This window comes from Nocardia sp. NPDC020380 (assembly GCF_044386975.1).
Classification (GTDB): Bacteria; Actinomycetota; Actinomycetes; order Mycobacteriales; family Mycobacteriaceae; genus Nocardia.
On record NZ_JBIRVQ010000015.1, the window covers coordinates 29,930 to 45,285 of the forward strand.

The window sequence follows — 15,356 nt, forward strand, 5'->3', positions numbered from 1 at the left end:
AGTTCTCAAGACTGAGCCTTTCGCGCGGTAATGAGCAGATGAGAGGTACCGGTCTCGGGATCCGGCACGCGCAGGGCGCGCACCCCGAACACGGTGTCGAGGATTTCGGGCCGCAAAGCGATATCGGGCGTCTCGAGCGGATGCGCTCGTCCGTCGTGCAACACCAGCACCCGGTCGCAATACCGATCGGCGAGCGCCAGATCATGCAGGCTCATGATCACCGTCCGATCCAAAGACTTTGCCAGCGCAAGCAATTCGAGCTGATGCGTGATATCCAGATGATTGGTCGGCTCATCGAGCAGCAATACCGGCGTCTCCTGCACCAGCGCCCGCGCCAGCAGCACCCGCTGCCGCTCCCCACCCGAAAGCCGATGCACCGCCCGCCCCTCGAACCCGGCGAGATCCACCGCCCGCAACGCCTCTCCGACAACCTGTTGCTCGCCGCCCCCACCCGCACCCCAGGGCGGCAGATAAGGCGTCCGTCCCATCGCAACGAGTTCCCCCACCAGCAGATCCGCCTGCGGCCCCTCATCCTGCGCCACCATGGCGAGCAGTCGCGCCCGCCGCCGAGCCGAAACCCGATGCACGGCAACCCCATCGATGAGAACACTGCCGGCGGCAGGCGGCACCAACCCCGCCACCGTGCGCAGCAGCGTCGTCTTACCCGCCCCGTTCGGCCCTACGATGCCGATAGTTTCACCGGCCCGCACCTCGAAATCGACGCCGGAGACGACCGTCCGCCGCCCGGCAATGCAAGCCAGCCCCCGTACCTGCACCGAGCCGCCCGTGCTGTCGTTGTTCATGCGGTTCCGAATCGGTAGGTGCGGCGTCCCATCAGGAGGAGGAAGGCGGGCGCGCCGATGAGGCCGGTGAGGACGCCTACCGGGATTTCGGTGGGGCGGACCAGGACTCTGGTGGCGGTGTCGGCCACTACCAGGAAGAGGGCGCCGCAGAGGGCCGAGGCGGGGAGCAGGATGCGGTGACGCGGGCCCACTATGAGGCGGGCCGCGTGCGGCACTACCAGGCCGACGAAGCCGATCCCGCCGGAGACCGCGACCAGGACGCCCACCAGGACCGCCAGCAGGATGAACAACGCGATCCGCAACTGCCGCACCGGGACTCCGACCGAGGCGGCGGTGTCCGTGCCGAGGTTCAGGACGTCCAGCCAGTTGGCGGAGAGAAACAGCGCGAGGGCACAAGCGGCTACCACGGTGGCGGGGAGCAGGATTCGGGTCCAGTCGGCGCCCGCGAGGCTGCCGAGGAGCCAGAAGAGCACCGATTTGGCGGCGGCGGGATCACCGCTGCGGAAGACGATGTAACTGCTCAGCGCGCTGAAGGCCGAGCCGAGGACGGTGCCGGTCAGGACCAATCGCAAAGGGGTGAGGCCACCCTGGGCTACCGCGATCAGGAAGACGGCCGCGGCTGCTGCCAGGGCCCCGGCCAGCGCGCCTGCGGAGAGCGCCCAGAGCCCCGCTGCGGCAAAGCTTCCCGTGGTGATGACGGCCGCCGCGCCGACGCCCGCGCCCGAGGAGACGCCCAGGAGATACGGATCCGCCAGCGGATTGCGCACCAGCGTCTGCATGCCCGCGCCCGAGACCGCCAGTCCCGCTCCGACGATCGCCGCGAGCAGCGTGCGCGGCACCCGCAACTGCCACACGATGGTGTCGACGCCCAGATTGGCGGGTGCGAGTCCGGTTGCGCGCCGGTGCAGTACGTCCAGCACATCGTGCAGGGGAATGGTTTCGGCGCCGAATCCGGTCGCCACGATCATGGCGGCTAGCAGCAGCGCCGCCAGTACCGGCAGCGCGATCGCCGCCCGGGCACGGCTCATCGACGGAGCTCTCTGGGCAAATCGCGGCCTCTCCCGAGTTAGGTCCGGTGGGGGAGGTCTGACTCGCAGCCCGAAGGTTGCTCACAGTGGCGCGACCGTTCCGGGTTTGCACCGGATTCCCGCACCCACCGGGGATGACGGGACGGACTCTACCGTCCGGAAGTATTGCTCAGCGGATGCGGGTGCCCAGCAGGTGACGCACGCCGCTCACGAACAACTGCAGTCCGAAATCGAAGCGGGCGGTGGCGCCGGTGGTGTCGTAGAGGGGGGAGTGTTCCTCGGCGAGGGCGCCCGCGGAATCCATCTGGATGCGCGACTGCTCGTCGACGGTCTGGCCGAGCACGTAATAGAGGAGCGTGTAGGCCGCGAGATCCGCTTCCTCGCGCGTCATGCCCGCGCGAATGGCGGCGCTGGCCAGTCGTTCCCGCCCCTTGCTGGTGGTGAGCCGGGAAGCGTAAGTGGCCGAGACCAATTCGGCGCCGTCGCGGTAGGCGAGCAGGCAGGAGCGCAGCCGATGCGCGAGTTCGGTCATTTGCCCGGACCATTCGCCCGCACCGACCGGTTCGTCCATGGGTGCGAGCACGCGGTCCGCGACCGCGCCGAGCAGGGCCTGTTTGTTGGGAAAGTGCCAGTACAGCGCCCCCGGCTGCACGTGCAGCGAGCTCGCGAGCCGCCGCATGGTCAGGTCGGCGAGCCCGTACTGGTCGAGAATGGCGATGGCCCCGTCGACCACGTCCGTGCGATGAAGTTGCACTGCAGAATCCGACCCTCTCGTGTTCCGGCTCACGTTCCCGGCTGCTAGCCTACCCTGAACACCGTTCAAGTTGTTCGGCTACACGAGCCGGGCACGTTGCGATGCCCGGCCCGACCGGCCGGACGAAGGGACTCGTAGGCATGACCCAGGCAGCCGTCACCACCGAGGCCGGAAGCACTGCCGGCGACGACATTCTCGCCATCGCCCGTGAGCAGGTGCTCGAACGCGGAGTCGGACTCACCCAGGACCAGACCCTCGAGGTACTGCGACTGGGCGACGACCGGCTCGAAGAACTACTGAGCCTCGCGCACGACGTGCGCATGAAATGGTGCGGACCGGAGGTCGAGGTCGAGGGCATCATCTCGCTCAAGACCGGCGGCTGCCCCGAGGACTGCCACTTCTGTTCGCAGTCCGGCCTTTTCCAGTCCCCGGTGCGCGCCGCGTGGCTCGATATCCCGTCGCTGGTCGAGGCCGCCAAGCAGACCGCCAAGACCGGCGCCACCGAATTCTGCATCGTGGCCGCCGTGCGCGGACCGGACGAGCGGCTCATGGCGCAGGTCGCCGCGGGCGTCGAGGCCATCCGCAACGAGGTCGACATCCAGGTCGCCTGCTCGCTCGGCATGCTCAACCAGGAGCAGGTCGACCAGCTCGCCGCCATGGGCGTGCACCGCTACAACCACAATCTCGAGACCGCGCGCTCGCACTTCCCGAACGTGGTCACCACCCACACCTACGACGAGCGCTGGGAAACCCTGCGCATGGTGCGCGAAGCCGGTATGGAGGTCTGCTGCGGCGGCATCCTCGGCATGGGCGAAACCCTGGAGCAGCGTGCGGAATTCGCCGCGGACCTGGCCACGCTGGAGCCCGACGAGGTGCCGCTGAACTTCCTCAACCCGCGTCCCGGCACGCCGTTCGGTGATCTGGAGGTGCTGCCCGCCGCCGACGCGCTGCGTGCCGTCGCCGCCTTCCGGCTCGCCTTGCCGCGCACCATCCTGCGTTTCGCCGGCGGTCGTGAGATCACGCTCGGCGACCTCGGCGCCAAGCAGGGCATCCTCGGCGGCATCAATGCCGTCATCGTCGGCAACTACCTGACCACGCTGGGCCGGCCCGCCGAAGCCGACCTCGATCTGCTCGGCGAACTCAAGATGCCGATCAAAGCGCTCAACGAAACTCTCTGACCGCGGCGGGGCCTCGGCCCCTCCGACGCCGGTGGACCATGCGGAGCCGGTACCGTGAAGCGGTACCGGCTTCGGCGCAGCTCGACCAGGCTGTTCCACATCGAGACACGAAGGATCCATCGAGGTGATCGTGGAGATAGAGGAGCGCTACAACCCGTTCACGGGTAAGCGGATCGTGCCGGGGCTGGACGATCCGGTGCCGGCCGCCGCCGCACTCGGATTGGAGCCGCCGCGCTACTGCGAACAATGCGGACGCCGGATGATCGTGCAGGTCAGTCCCGACGGCTGGTGGGCGAAATGCTCCCGGCACGGTGTCCTCGACTCCACGCACCTGGAACACCGCTAGTGGCAACCGCATTCGCCGCCGCCGAACCGGGCGGGCTACGCACCGGCCCGCTGATCCGTGAGGTCCGCGCCGCGGTCATCGTGGCCGCGGCCATCGGCGCGGTGAGCGCGCTGGGCGGGGTGATCTGGGCGTATCTCGCACCGGCCGAACAGCTTGCGGTGGTCGACAAGAACCAAGGGGTGGCGCTCACCGGGGAAAGCGTGCACCGGTTCGATGCGCTGGCGATCTTCGTGCTCATCGGGTTCGTGACGGCGGTGATCACGGCGAGCGCGGCGTGGCGGTGGCGCAGTGCGCGCGGGCCGCTGGGGCTGCTCGGCATGTTGCTCGGCTCGGTGGGCGGGGCGGTGCTGATGAAGATCGTGGGCGAGGCGGTGGCCGAGCAGGTGCACACGCGGCCCGCGAATCCGGCGCTGCACACCATCGTGGAATTCGCGCCGTCCGTGGAGAGCTGGGCGGTGATCATCGTGCAGCCGTTGATGGCGGCGCTGGTGATTCTGATCCTCGCGGCATTGAGTACTCGCGACGATCTCGGAACCGGTGAACTGCTGCCGTTCGGCGGCAACCCGCCCGAGCCGGATGTGCTGGCGCCCAACCAATTCGGCTCCGCCATCACGTACGGGCCGTACTACGGTGCCGGTGGTGCGCCGCAGCCGGGCGCGCCGCGCGATCCGATGGTGCCCTTCGAGGCGCCGGGTTCCGCGCCGGAACCGGGCCCCACGCGCTGACGGTAGCGCGCTGCTCCGTGAAATTCGGTGGATGCTGTCACGGTATCCGCCTACCCTGGCGTGGCATCGGCCTCCCTGCGGGTCGAGTTCGACGACACCGTTTTCCAGGGGGAGACCATGAAAGCACCCGCGCCGGCCCATAATCCGGCCGCGAACGATCCGGCGGAACGACCGGACCTGGCGGCGTGGCGGCAACGCCACGAGCTACGCCGTTCCAATGCCGCCCGCCCGATCCCGAGCGCGCGCACCTACCGCCGTTCGACCAAACATCGTAAACGTGAATCGGATAGTTGATCGGTCACTCGCGTTTCCTGTCGGTGGCGTCGATTAATGTTCTCGTTGGGCGGGGGAGAACCGCTCGCCGTTGCGAGACAAGGAAATTCGATGACAATGCTTCGTTGTGCCGCCCTCGCCGTCTGTGCGTCCGCCGTCCTGCTGAGTGCGGGCGCCGGAATCTCGAGTGCGGATGATTCACACCAGGTGCTGTACGAAGCATGGGGGACAGGCACCAACTCGGCCAACCAGGTCGGCTATGTGGGTGGCAACGGCACCGATATTCAGCAAGAAACCAATGTGTCATTGCCGTGGTCCAAAACGGTAACCTCCAGTTCTCTTCCCGTCTGGAACATGGTGGCGCAGAACGCCACGGACAATGGCTCCATCTCGTGCCGTATCACCGTCGACGGCGTAGTCAGAGACACGGAAACCGCGACCGGTGGATATTCCATGGTGACCTGTGCCGTGACCCCACAGTAGTGGCCGTTCCCGCAGGTCGGGCGTAACCTGACAGTGTCGTGATCACGACACTGTCAGGAAGCTAATCGGAATAAGGCGCGGGATCTCCGATGGCCGTAAATTGGTGGCGCGACGCCATTCTGTTACAAATGACCCGCTCGCGAGCAAGCGCAGCGGTAGCCTTTCTCGTCCTCGAGGACGGCACCAACATAATCACCTTCCCCCGCCTCAATTGGGCAATAGTCTTCGGCGCCTTGGCCGCAATACTCGCCGCCGCAGTAGCCCTCATGCTCCTCGTCAGCTCAGCCCGTTTCGAAGCACCACCGACCCCTACTCCACCCCCGCCGGCTGCTTGCCAAATGTTCTGTCCCACAACACCATGAGCCCGCATCATTGCATTGCGCCGACCAAGTGGTTATAACCGGTACATGACGGTTAACTCCACGCTCACCGCCCGCGGCCTACTGCTCGATATGGACGGCACTCTCGTGAACTCCGATGCCGTCGTGGAACGCATCTGGCGACGGTGGGCCGGCGAAAACAATCTGGACCCCGAAGATGTTCTGGCGGTGGCTCATGGACGGCAGGGGTGGTCGACCATGGCCGAGCTCCTTCCGGAGCGCCCGATGGAGGTGAATCACGCCGAGAACGACCGCATGCTGGCCGAGGAGGTCACCAATGTGGATGGCGTGGTGGCAATCCCCGGCGCACCCGAGTTCATGGCGGCCATCGCCGATCTCCCGCACGCCTTGGTGACGTCCGCCAGCCAGGCCCTCGCCGAATCTCGCATGGCCGCGGCCGCCCTGCGTGTCCCCGCCCTGCGCATCACCTCGGAATTGGTCACCGCGAGCAAGCCCGACCCCGAGGGTTTTCTGAAAGCCGCAGCCGAACTGGGCATCTCGCCGGAAGACTGCCTCGTCTTCGAAGACTCCGAAGCCGGCATCGCCGCCGCCAAATCCGCCGGCATGCCAGTGCTCGGTGTAGGCCCCCGCGCCGCCGCCTTCACCCCCACCGCCCATATCCCCGACCTCACCCACCTCCGCATCGAAAACCTGTCCGACGGAACGATCGCCATTCACCTAACCCACTGAGCGCTTCTGATGACCGACGAATCATGTGAGGGCAGAGTGTGTTCGGGTGATACTGGGGGTTCGTAGGTCGATTGGGAGGGGGACGGGATGGCGCGGGATTCGGAGGGTTACCGGCGGAAGGTCAATCGGTTCAACAAAGTTGTGGTTGGGTTGCAGCGGGTGGGGATCGCTGTGGGGCCCATGTATGTGATGACGGTGGTGGGGCGGAAGAGTGGGGAGCCGCGGACCGTGCCGGTGGCGGTGAACTCGATTTCCGGGGAGCGGTACGTCATTCAGGCTTATCGGAAGGCCGACTGGGTGGCGAATGTGCGGGCGGCGGGCACCGCCACGCTACGCCGAGGCAGGCGCTCCGAGGTCGTCCGATTGGTCGAGCTTCCGGTGGATGACCGCCGATCACTCTTGCGCGAGCACATTGCGAACAGTCCGGCTCGGGCCGGGAAGCTGCTGGTGACCACCGGGCTGGTGGATGATCCGAGCCCGGAGGCCGTGGCGGCGGCCGCCGGGCGGATCGCGGTGTTTCGTATCGCGGATTGAGTCCGTCAGTCGTTGCGCACTGAGGCGGGGACTACTTCCAGTAGGGCGAAATCCATGGGGAGGGGCTGGACTTCGCGGAGGTGGAGGTCGGCCGAGGACAGGAGGGCGCGGAAGTGGGGGAGGGTGCGTTCCCGGCCTCCGACATTGCAGAGCATGTGGACGTCCCAGGCGGGGGCGAGGGAGGTTGCGTTGTCGTCGGGGAGCAGGCGTTCGATGACGTAGAGGCGGGCGTGGGCGGGCATGGCGGCGGCGCAGTTGGCGAGGATGCGGTGGCACTCTTCGTCGTTCCAGTCGTGGAGGACGCGGGAGAGCAGGTAGATGTCGGCGCCTGGTGGGATCGCCTCGGTGAAATCGCCTGGTATGAGGTCGCAGCGGGAGAGACAGTCGGCGCGGTCCAGAGCGGCGCGGGCGCCGGTCAGGGTGGAGGCGCGCTCGAAGAGGATGCCGTGCAGGTGTGGCGCGGAACGGAGCAGGCCCGCGAGCAGGGCGCCGTTGCCGCCGGCCACATCCACGACGGTGCGGGCGTCGGTGTGGTCGATGAGGTCGGCCACCTGGCCGAAGATGGTGGCGCTCGAGGCCATGGCGGCGTCGAAGAGTTGCGCGCCATGGGTTGTGGCGGAGAAGTATTCGAATTGATGGCTGCCGAAATGGTGGTCGAAACCCGGGCGACCGGTACGAACAGCGTGACCGAGATGCGCGAACGACTCGTAGAAGGCGCCACCGTAGAGCAGGGCCAGCGGATGCAGCGACCGTTCCGTGGCGGCCGGCAGCAGCGCGCCGGTGTCGGTGAGCTCGAAGCCGGAACCGTTGGGACGCACGATGTCCAGGTCGGTCAGGTAGCGCAGCAATCGGTGCAGGCTGTCCGGGTCGGTACCGGTGTCGCGGGCCAGCTCCGCGGTGGTCGCCCCGGGGAAGGCGGCCAGTCGGTCCGCCACTCCCAGCGCTGCGGTGGTGGCGAGCGCCTGGGTGGCCCAGGCGCCGGTGAGCAGTCGCAGCAGCCGGGTCTGCGGATCGCAGGATTCGGTCAGGTGCTCCGACAGAGCCGCCCGTGCTGGATCGGGTCCAGGATCTCCGAACGCAATCGCACCAGACTGCGTTCGATGATCGGTCCCTGCGACAACGGCCCGTACCGCTCGGCATCCAGCCGCCGCCCCAGTTCCCGCCAGATCCGCGACTCGCTCCAATCATCCGGCGACACACCGGGATCGCATTGCAGGTAGTAGCGGGTGATGTCGGGACTGCGCGGCATCTGCCCGGCGAAACCGTCCGGATGCACCCCGTAGATGACGGTGTGCGTGGTCGGCGGCGCCTGCGCCAGCAATGCGAGCCAGGTGATGTCGTGCTCGCGCGCGGCCCGCACCGACGGTACCGTGCCGCGTGCGACACCCCGGGCGCCATCACAACCGGCCAGATAGTGTGCGGTATAGCGAAGTTCGCGTCCGGCGCCATCACGGGCCAGCACCCACGGCCGGTCGCCCCGCGGATCGCCGAGCGCTTCGACGGTGGTCTCGAAGTGGATGGTCCCGCCGCGCCGCAGCAGCTCCGCGATGAGATCGGTCACCAGCGCCTGCTGCGGGTACACCGTATGCACCCCACCGTCACCCAGCAGGTCGTAGTTCAATTCGAATCGCCCGGCCGCACTGCGGAATTCGCACAGGCTGTGCGTCTTCCCGGTGGCGTTCAGCCCCTCGGCGAGGCCGTGCTCGCGCAGTACGGCGACGCTGTCCGGCGTCAGGAATCCGGCGCGGGCGCGTTGTTCGACATGTTCACGGCTCCGCCGTTCCAGTACGATGCACTCGATTCCCGTCTCGCACAACAGATTCGCCAGTACCAGGCCCGCCGGGCCCGCGCCGAGAATCAGCACGGTGGTGGCGGGGATGTTCGTTCCCTCGAGCACCGGCTCAAGGTAAAGGACGAGTCCGGCAATTCCGTTAAAACCCCGCCGCGTGTCAACTGTCAGTCTGTTCCAGGAGCGACAGATTGGTTCTGAAACAACAGGTTTCACAATGTGGCGACCGGAATGTCCGATCCTCCGAGCCGGGAACCCCCGACTCCACCCATTCGATCGATGCGCACGGGTGCGGCGGGGTACCTTCCGTGCCATGAGCGACTACGACCGGTCCGGTCGCGGTAGGTCGTCTGAACCGTTGACGGAACCCCTGTACAGCCCGCAGCCCCACTACGACCCGAGGTCCTACCACCCCGCGCCCGAGCCGTTGCCGAGGATTCACTCGGGACGGTTGTGGGCGGGCGGGATCGGCACGGCGGTGGTGATGGCGCTACTCATCCTGGTGGCCATCCTGCTGGTCCGCGGTGTCTTCGGCATCCCCGTCCTCGCACCCGAGCACGAGGGCGTGTACGGGACCGCGAACACCACCACCTACGCCCTGGGCGCGGCCGGAATCACCCTGCTGGCCACCGGCATCCTGCACGGACTGCTGGAGTTCATGCCCACCCCGCTCACCTTCTTCTACTGGATCACCGCGCTCGCCACCGCGGCGGCGGTGATCCTGCCCTTCACCGTCTCCGCCGCCCAGGACGAGCAGATCGCCACGGCCGTCATCGATCTGGTAGCGGGCGTGTGCCTGATGAGCGTGCTGGGCACGGTCGCGGCCGGATCGGTGCGCCACCCGGGCGATGGGATCAGCTGGGCGGACGCAGGGCCGCGAACTCGTCGGTGACCCGGATCTCGGAGTCGGTGAAGCGGTAGACCGCCGCCGGGCGGCCGCCGGCGCGACCGGGGGAGGCGGTGGCGCCGGTGGGGGTGATCACCTTGCGGCGGGTCAGGACGCGCTGCAGGTTGGTGGTATCCACGTCGTATCCGAGTGCCGCGCAATAGATTTCGCGCAGCGTGGACAGCGTGAAGGTGGCGGGCGCCAGGCCGAAGGCGATATTCGTGTAGGACAGCTTGCCCGCCAACCGGTTTCGCGCGTGCTGCACGACGATGCCGTGATCGAAGGACATGTGCGGCAGCGCCGACACCGGATGCCAGCGGGTGTCGGACGGGAGTTCCGGCTCGGCGGTCAACGGCACCAGGCCCAGATAGGCCGAGGCGATCCGGCGATCGCCCGGAACCCGGTGCGGATCGCTGAACACCGAGAGCTGCTCCAGATGGGTCAGCTCCCGCACATCGACCTTCTCCGCGAGCTGTCGCGCCGCGGAGGTGCCGAGGTCCTCGTCGTCGCGCAGGCGGCCCCCGGGGAGTGACCAGGTGCCCTTCGCCGGGTCCAGCGCGCGTTCCCACAACAACACCGCGAGTTCGGTCCGCTGATCGGACGGACAGCGTTCTGCGCCTGCCTTAGCGCTCTCACCTGCACTGATGGTTGCCGGGAAGCGACGAACCTGGAACACGGCGGTGAGCGTTTCGTGGATGATGCTACTATGGGCCACGTTTTCGATTGTAAGTCGAAAACCGGTTGTATGCGAATCGGCGGAGGTTGCCGAACGCATGAGAGAAGGAGCCATGCCATGGCTGCACCAGTTGCCACGATGACGCTCGCCGAGCGCATCGCGGAGGGGCCCTCGGGATTCACCGGCGTAGACGCCACCCCAGAGTGGGCGCAGGAGATCAAGCGACTCGCGCGGGAGCGCAATGCCACGATCCTCGCGCACAACTACCAGCTCCCCGAGATCCAGGACATCGCCGACCACGTCGGCGACTCCCTCGCACTCTCCCGGATAGCCGCCGAAGCGCCCGAGGACACCATCGTGTTCTGCGGTGTGCACTTCATGGCCGAGACCGCCAAGATCCTCAGCCCCGAGAAGACGGTCCTCATCCCCGACCAGCGGGCCGGCTGCTCCCTGGCCGACTCCATCACCGCGGACCAGCTCCGCGAATGGAAGGCCGAGCACCCCGACGCGCTGGTGGTGTCGTACGTGAACACCACCGCCGCGGTGAAGGCGCTCACCGACATCTGCTGCACGTCCTCCAATGCCGTCGACGTGGTCGCCTCCATCGACCCGGACCGCGAGGTGCTGTTCCTGCCGGACCAGTTCCTGGGCGCGCACGTCAAGCGCGTCACGGGGCGCGAGAACATCCACATCTGGATGGGCGAATGCCACGTGCACGCCGGCATCAACGGCGACGAACTCAACGAACAGGCCCGCACCCACCCGGACGCCGAGCTCTTCGTGCACCCCGAATGCGGTTGCGCCACTTCGGCGCTCTACCTCGCGGGCGCCGGCGAGTTCCCCGCCGACCGGGTGCACATCCTGTCCACCGGCGGCATGATCGACGCCGCCAAGGCGGCCGCGGCGCGAAGCGCCACAAAGGGCTCAGCGAACCAGGTGCTGGTCGCCACCGAGGTCGGCATGCTGCACCAGCTGCGAAAAGCCGCCCCCGGCATCGACTTCCAGGCCGTCAACGACCGCGCGTCCTGCAAGTACATGAAGATGATCACCCCCGCCGCCCTGCTCCGCTGCCTGCTGGAGAACCGCGACGAGGTGCACGTCGACCCGGAAACCGCCGCCCTGGCCCGCGACTCGGTCCAGCGCATGATCGAAATCGGCAACCCGGGCGGCGGGGAGTAATCCCACCGGCACGGCATCCGGCGGAGAACCGTCCGGGAGAAGGTGACCAACGATGAGTACGTCCGTATCGATTCAGTGGGAGGCCGAGGCCGACCTGGTCGTGGTCGGCGGCGGCGTCGCCGGCCTGACCGCGGCGCGCACGGCCTCGCTGCGCGGACTGCGGGTGCTGACCCTGAGCAAAGGCGGGCCCACCGACACGTCCACGCAGTACGCGCAGGGCGGGATCGCGGTGGTTGCGCCGCAAGGGGATTCGGTGGAATCCCATGTGCGGGACACGGTGGTGGCGGGCGCCGGGCTGTGTGACCCCGACGCCGTGCGATCCGTGGTCGAGGGCGGGGTGGATGCCGTCGCGGCGCTCACCGACCTCGGGGCGGTGTTCGATCTCGGCCGGGACGGGGAGGTTTCCCGCACCCGGGAGGGCGGGCACAGCACGCGGCGGATCATTCACGCCGGCGGCGACGCCACGGGGGCCGAGGTGCAGCGCGCCCTGAACGCGGCCCGGCTGCCGGTGCTGTTCGGGGCCGCGGTGGTGGAGATCATCACCGGGCCGACCGGCGTGCGCGGCGTTGTCGCGGTGTCGGACAAGGGATTCGGCGTGGTGCACACGCCGGCCGTGCTGCTCGCCACCGGCGGGCTCGGGCAGTTGTACGCGTGCAGCACCAACCCGCCCGGCGCCACGGCGGACGGGATCGCGCTGGCCCTGCGTGCCGGGGCGGCGGTCGCCGACCTGGAATTCGTGCAGTTCCACCCGACTGTCCTGTTCACTCCCGGCGGGCTGGGGCGACGACCGCTCATCAGCGAGGCCGTCCGTGGCGAAGGCGCGATTCTCGTCGACTCCGAAGGCAATTCGGTGACCGCGGGCGTCCACCCGCGCGGCGACCTCGCACCCCGCGACGTGGTCTCGAGAGCCATCGCCGCCCGCCTGCAGGAACTCGGCACCGACCACGTCTACCTCGACGCGCGCTCGATAGACGGCTTCCCGCAACGCTTCCCGAACATCACCGCCTCCTGCCTGGCCGCGGGCATCGACCCGCAGACCGGCCTGATCCCGGTGGCTCCCGCCGCCCACTTCCAATGCGGCGGCATCGTCACCGACCCGCACGGCCGCACCACCGTCCGCGGCCTCTACGCCGCCGGCGAAGTGGCGCGCACCGGGCTGCACGGCGCCAACCGACTGGCCTCCAACAGCCTGCTGGAAGGCCTGGTAGTAGGCGGCCGCGCCGGTCACGCCGCGGCCGAGCGACTCGGCGAACCCACCGGCATCACCGATATCGCCCCCATCCAACTACCCAAGGCCGACCGAAAGCTCCTGCAGGAGCTCATGACCCAGCACGCCAATATCGTCCGCGACGGCAACGGCCTGCGCGCCGCCGTCCTCCGCGTCATGCAACTCCTCACCGACGCCGACGCCAACCTGACCCTCGGCGATCGGGACACGGCCACGACGGACTTCACGCCCTGCGAGTCGGGCAAGTTCGAAGTGGCGGGAGTTATTCGGGCCCTGGAGGATTCGGCGCTGACTCTCACCGCCCGGTCCCTGCTGATCGCCGCCGCGGCTCGTACCGAGAGCCGCGGTTGCCACACCCGCTCGGACTACCCGAACTCGCGGGAAGAACTCCACCGCAGCACCGCCGTCCGCCTGGGCCCCGGCGGCCGCCCTCAGCTGGTCGCCGAGGGATTCGCGCCGGCGCACGCCCTGAGGTCCGCGTCATGAGGCCGCCCCGGGGCCGGAAGACCCTGGGAACGGCCAGGATTCGCATTATCGCCACCAGCTTTGTGATCGAAAGAGGAGTGCAGCAATGACTCTCGATGCCGGATTGGATCGTGACGCGGTCGTCGCTCTCATTCGGACCGCCCTCGAGGAGGATCTGCGGTTCGGGCCCGATATCACCACGCAGGCCACGGTGCCCGCGGACGCGGTGGCCAAGGCGGCCATGGTGTCCCGGCAGCCGGGGACGGTGGCGGGGCTGGACGTGGGCCTGCTCGTGCTGGACGAGGTGATCGGGGCGGGGAATTATCAAGTCACCGAACAGATTCCGGACGGGACGCGGGTGCAGGCGGGGGATACCGTGCTGGTGCTCGAGGCGCCGACCCGGGGGCTGCTGACGGCCGAGCGAACCATGCTGAACCTGGTGTGCCATCTGTCCGGCATCGCCACCACGACCTCGGCGTGGGTGGATGCCGTCGAGGGCACGAACTGCCGGATTCGCGACAGCCGCAAGACACTTCCGGGGCTGCGCGCCCTGCAGAAGTACGCGGTGCGGGTCGGCGGCGGCGTGAATCACCGCATGGGCCTCGGTGACGCGGCGCTCATCAAGGACAACCATGTGGTGGCGGCCGGGTCGGTGGTGGCGGCGCTGCGGGCGGTGCGGGAGCTGCGGCCGGATATCGATTGCGAGGTCGAGGTCGACAGCCTCGAACAGCTCGATGAGGTGCTGGCCGAAAAGCCGCAGCTGGTGCTGCTGGACAACTTCCCGCTGTGGGCCACCCAGTCGGCGGTGCAGCGCCGCAAGAACCGGTCACCGGAGACGAAACTCGAGTCCTCGGGCGGGCTTTCGCTCGCCGCCGCCGGTGACTACGCCCGCACCGGAGTGGACTATCTCGCCGTCGGCGCGCTCACCCATTCCATCAAGGTGCTGGACCTCGGTCTGGATATGTGAGAGGACCCGGACGAATCGGGCGGCTGCTCCGCTCAGCGGCTGTTCGGCGGGGTTTCGGCCAGCCAGCCGGTACCGCCGCAGACGGAGCAGAAGTCCGGCCCGCAGCGGCCGGAACCGATGCACATACCGCAGTACCGCCAGCCGCGGTTGGGGTGCACGGTATCGAGCAGGATATTCACGAAGCCTTGGATCGCCATGCCGGAACGCACCTCTCGCTCGGACTCAAACGCACCTAGCGTGCGGTGTTTGCCCGCCGTTGTCCAGCGGAATCCAGCGGTCTTTACGGTTTCCTCGAGGAGTTCGAGGAGGTTTGTCCATTAGGTCCCGAATTGGCCTGTCAAGGACTAGAGACTGAACTCCTGTGGGTCCAGATACAGCACCTGGCAAGCCTCCTTGACGGCAAGGGTCTCGTTCGCTGTGAATTCGCTACCGGCGCTACCGATCAGCAGCGCAAGCTGGACAACTGCCCGAGCCTGCGCCGGATTACCCGTCACGCCCGCGATTTCCTGCATGACGTACGCCCGCCCGAACGCCGGATCCATGGCGATCCGGGAGCAGTTGTCCTCGAACAGATTCCGCAACGCCTCCCCGGGAAAGTGCTGCAACAGCACCTCGGCCCCCAGCCGCTGCGCCACCCGCATGCGCGCCGCCGGATCCGCGGTCCCCGCCGCGCTCGCCACCAGGGCACACAGCCCCACGGTGGCATCCCGAAATGAGTCACCGCGCAACTCGTTTCGCTGCGCGAGCAACTGCTCCCGCCAGTGCGGCGCGGGATCCGGCGGATGCCCGGACGCGGCGGCATCGGTGACGAGACGGTGCGAGAAGGCCATGACACACACTCCGAAAAACTCCCGGACCGACAGACCCCCGTGGCCGAGCCCGGACTGTGCAAAGGTACGAACCCGACATTAACAGTCTGCCGACCGACAGGCTCGCCGCTGATGCCGAGCAAGCTGGACGCTACCTATCCCG

At 67.9% G+C, this 15,356-nt stretch carries 19 protein-coding genes and 1 riboswitch; of the genes, 11 read left to right on the forward strand and 8 right to left on the reverse strand.

Features of this window, described 5'->3' with window-relative positions; translation table 11 throughout:
* Positions 1-5 precede the first annotated feature (5 nt).
* The 3 genes from ACH438_RS35165 to ACH438_RS35175 form a co-directional block, all read right to left on the reverse strand.
* Complete coding sequence (locus ACH438_RS35165; RefSeq protein ID WP_397013343.1) at positions 6-803, reverse strand: ABC transporter ATP-binding protein; 798 nt, start codon at positions 801-803, stop codon at positions 6-8.
* The gene (locus tag ACH438_RS35170) at positions 800-1,831 is read right to left on the reverse strand and encodes a FecCD family ABC transporter permease (RefSeq protein ID WP_397013346.1); all 1,032 of its coding nucleotides are present in this window, start codon (positions 1,829-1,831) and stop codon (positions 800-802) included. The genes ACH438_RS35165 and ACH438_RS35170 overlap by 4 nt, the downstream gene beginning before the upstream one ends.
* A 32-nt stretch (positions 1,832-1,863) precedes the next feature.
* A riboswitch (cobalamin riboswitch) is annotated at positions 1,864-1,999 on the reverse strand.
* A 1-nt stretch (position 2,000) separates the two neighbouring features.
* Positions 2,001-2,585 (reverse strand): TetR/AcrR family transcriptional regulator C-terminal domain-containing protein, encoded by a 585-nt coding sequence (locus tag ACH438_RS35175; RefSeq protein ID WP_397013348.1) that lies wholly within the window; start codon positions 2,583-2,585, stop codon positions 2,001-2,003.
* A 140-nt stretch (positions 2,586-2,725) separates the two neighbouring features.
* Here ACH438_RS35175 and bioB point away from each other — a divergent pair, with 140 nt between their 5' ends.
* The 7 genes from bioB (at position 2,726) to ACH438_RS35210 (ending at position 7,194) form a co-directional block, all read left to right on the forward strand.
* On the forward strand, positions 2,726-3,763 hold the full coding sequence (gene bioB, locus ACH438_RS35180) for a biotin synthase BioB (RefSeq protein ID WP_397013350.1): 1,038 nt from the start codon (positions 2,726-2,728) through the stop codon (positions 3,761-3,763).
* A 130-nt stretch (positions 3,764-3,893) separates the two neighbouring features.
* Positions 3,894-4,109, forward strand: coding sequence for a hypothetical protein (locus ACH438_RS35185; protein WP_397013854.1), 216 nt, complete (start codon positions 3,894-3,896; stop codon positions 4,107-4,109).
* The gene (locus ACH438_RS35190) at positions 4,109-4,834 is read left to right on the forward strand and encodes a DUF2567 domain-containing protein (RefSeq protein ID WP_397013352.1); all 726 of its coding nucleotides are present in this window, start codon (positions 4,109-4,111) and stop codon (positions 4,832-4,834) included. The genes ACH438_RS35185 and ACH438_RS35190 overlap by 1 nt, the downstream gene beginning before the upstream one ends.
* A 60-nt stretch (positions 4,835-4,894) precedes the next feature.
* Positions 4,895-5,128 (forward strand): hypothetical protein, encoded by a 234-nt coding sequence (locus tag ACH438_RS35195; protein WP_397013354.1) that lies wholly within the window; start codon positions 4,895-4,897, stop codon positions 5,126-5,128.
* 90 nt (positions 5,129-5,218) lie between these two features.
* Positions 5,219-5,590, forward strand: a complete 372-nt coding sequence (locus ACH438_RS35200) for an MmpS family transport accessory protein (RefSeq protein WP_397013356.1) — start codon at positions 5,219-5,221, stop codon at positions 5,588-5,590.
* A gap of 407 nt (positions 5,591-5,997) precedes the next feature.
* Positions 5,998-6,660, forward strand: a complete 663-nt coding sequence (locus tag ACH438_RS35205; protein WP_397013358.1) for an HAD-IA family hydrolase — start codon at positions 5,998-6,000, stop codon at positions 6,658-6,660.
* Between the two features lie 159 nt (positions 6,661-6,819).
* Positions 6,820-7,194 carry a nitroreductase family deazaflavin-dependent oxidoreductase gene (locus ACH438_RS35210; RefSeq protein WP_397013360.1) on the forward strand — a complete coding sequence of 125 codons (375 nt, stop codon included), beginning with the start codon at positions 6,820-6,822 and terminating at the stop codon, positions 7,192-7,194.
* Positions 7,195-7,199: 5 nt separating this feature from the next.
* Here the strand turns inward: ACH438_RS35210 and ACH438_RS35215 are convergent, their stop codons facing one another.
* Both ACH438_RS35215 and ACH438_RS35220 read right to left on the reverse strand, forming a co-directional pair.
* Positions 7,200-8,276 (reverse strand): methyltransferase, encoded by a 1,077-nt coding sequence (locus tag ACH438_RS35215; RefSeq protein ID WP_397013856.1) that lies wholly within the window; start codon positions 8,274-8,276, stop codon positions 7,200-7,202.
* Entirely contained in the window at positions 8,219-9,091 is an 873-nt protein-coding gene (locus ACH438_RS35220) for an FAD-dependent monooxygenase (RefSeq protein WP_397013362.1), read from the reverse strand. The genes ACH438_RS35215 and ACH438_RS35220 overlap by 58 nt, the downstream gene beginning before the upstream one ends.
* Before the next feature lie 250 nt (positions 9,092-9,341).
* Between ACH438_RS35220 and ACH438_RS35225 the strand changes: the two genes are divergently transcribed.
* The gene (locus tag ACH438_RS35225) at positions 9,342-9,875 is read left to right on the forward strand and encodes a DUF6069 family protein (RefSeq protein ID WP_397013364.1); all 534 of its coding nucleotides are present in this window, start codon (positions 9,342-9,344) and stop codon (positions 9,873-9,875) included.
* Here the strand turns inward: ACH438_RS35225 and ACH438_RS35230 are convergent.
* Entirely contained in the window at positions 9,838-10,584 is a 747-nt protein-coding gene (locus ACH438_RS35230; protein ID WP_397013366.1) for an NrtR DNA-binding winged helix domain-containing protein, read from the reverse strand. The genes ACH438_RS35225 and ACH438_RS35230 overlap by 38 nt on opposite strands.
* A gap of 78 nt (positions 10,585-10,662) precedes the next feature.
* Here ACH438_RS35230 and nadA point away from each other — a divergent pair, with 78 nt between their 5' ends.
* From nadA to nadC, 3 genes are all read left to right on the forward strand, one after another.
* Positions 10,663-11,724: a quinolinate synthase NadA gene (gene nadA, locus ACH438_RS35235; protein WP_397013368.1), complete on the forward strand. Its 1,062-nt coding sequence runs from the start codon at positions 10,663-10,665 to the stop codon at positions 11,722-11,724.
* A gap of 52 nt (positions 11,725-11,776) precedes the next feature.
* Complete coding sequence (locus ACH438_RS35240; protein ID WP_397013370.1) at positions 11,777-13,438, forward strand: L-aspartate oxidase; 1,662 nt, start codon at positions 11,777-11,779, stop codon at positions 13,436-13,438.
* An 85-nt stretch (positions 13,439-13,523) separates the two neighbouring features.
* The gene (nadC, locus tag ACH438_RS35245) at positions 13,524-14,384 is read left to right on the forward strand and encodes a carboxylating nicotinate-nucleotide diphosphorylase (protein ID WP_397013372.1); all 861 of its coding nucleotides are present in this window, start codon (positions 13,524-13,526) and stop codon (positions 14,382-14,384) included.
* Between the two features lie 32 nt (positions 14,385-14,416).
* Here the strand turns inward: nadC and ACH438_RS35250 are convergent, their stop codons facing one another.
* The gene (locus ACH438_RS35250; protein ID WP_397013374.1) at positions 14,417-14,581 is read right to left on the reverse strand and encodes a hypothetical protein; all 165 of its coding nucleotides are present in this window, start codon (positions 14,579-14,581) and stop codon (positions 14,417-14,419) included.
* Positions 14,582-14,728: 147 nt separating this feature from the next.
* Positions 14,729-15,214, reverse strand: a complete 486-nt coding sequence (locus ACH438_RS35255; protein WP_397013376.1) for a tellurite resistance TerB family protein — start codon at positions 15,212-15,214, stop codon at positions 14,729-14,731.
* Positions 15,215-15,356: the final 142 nt, after the last annotated feature.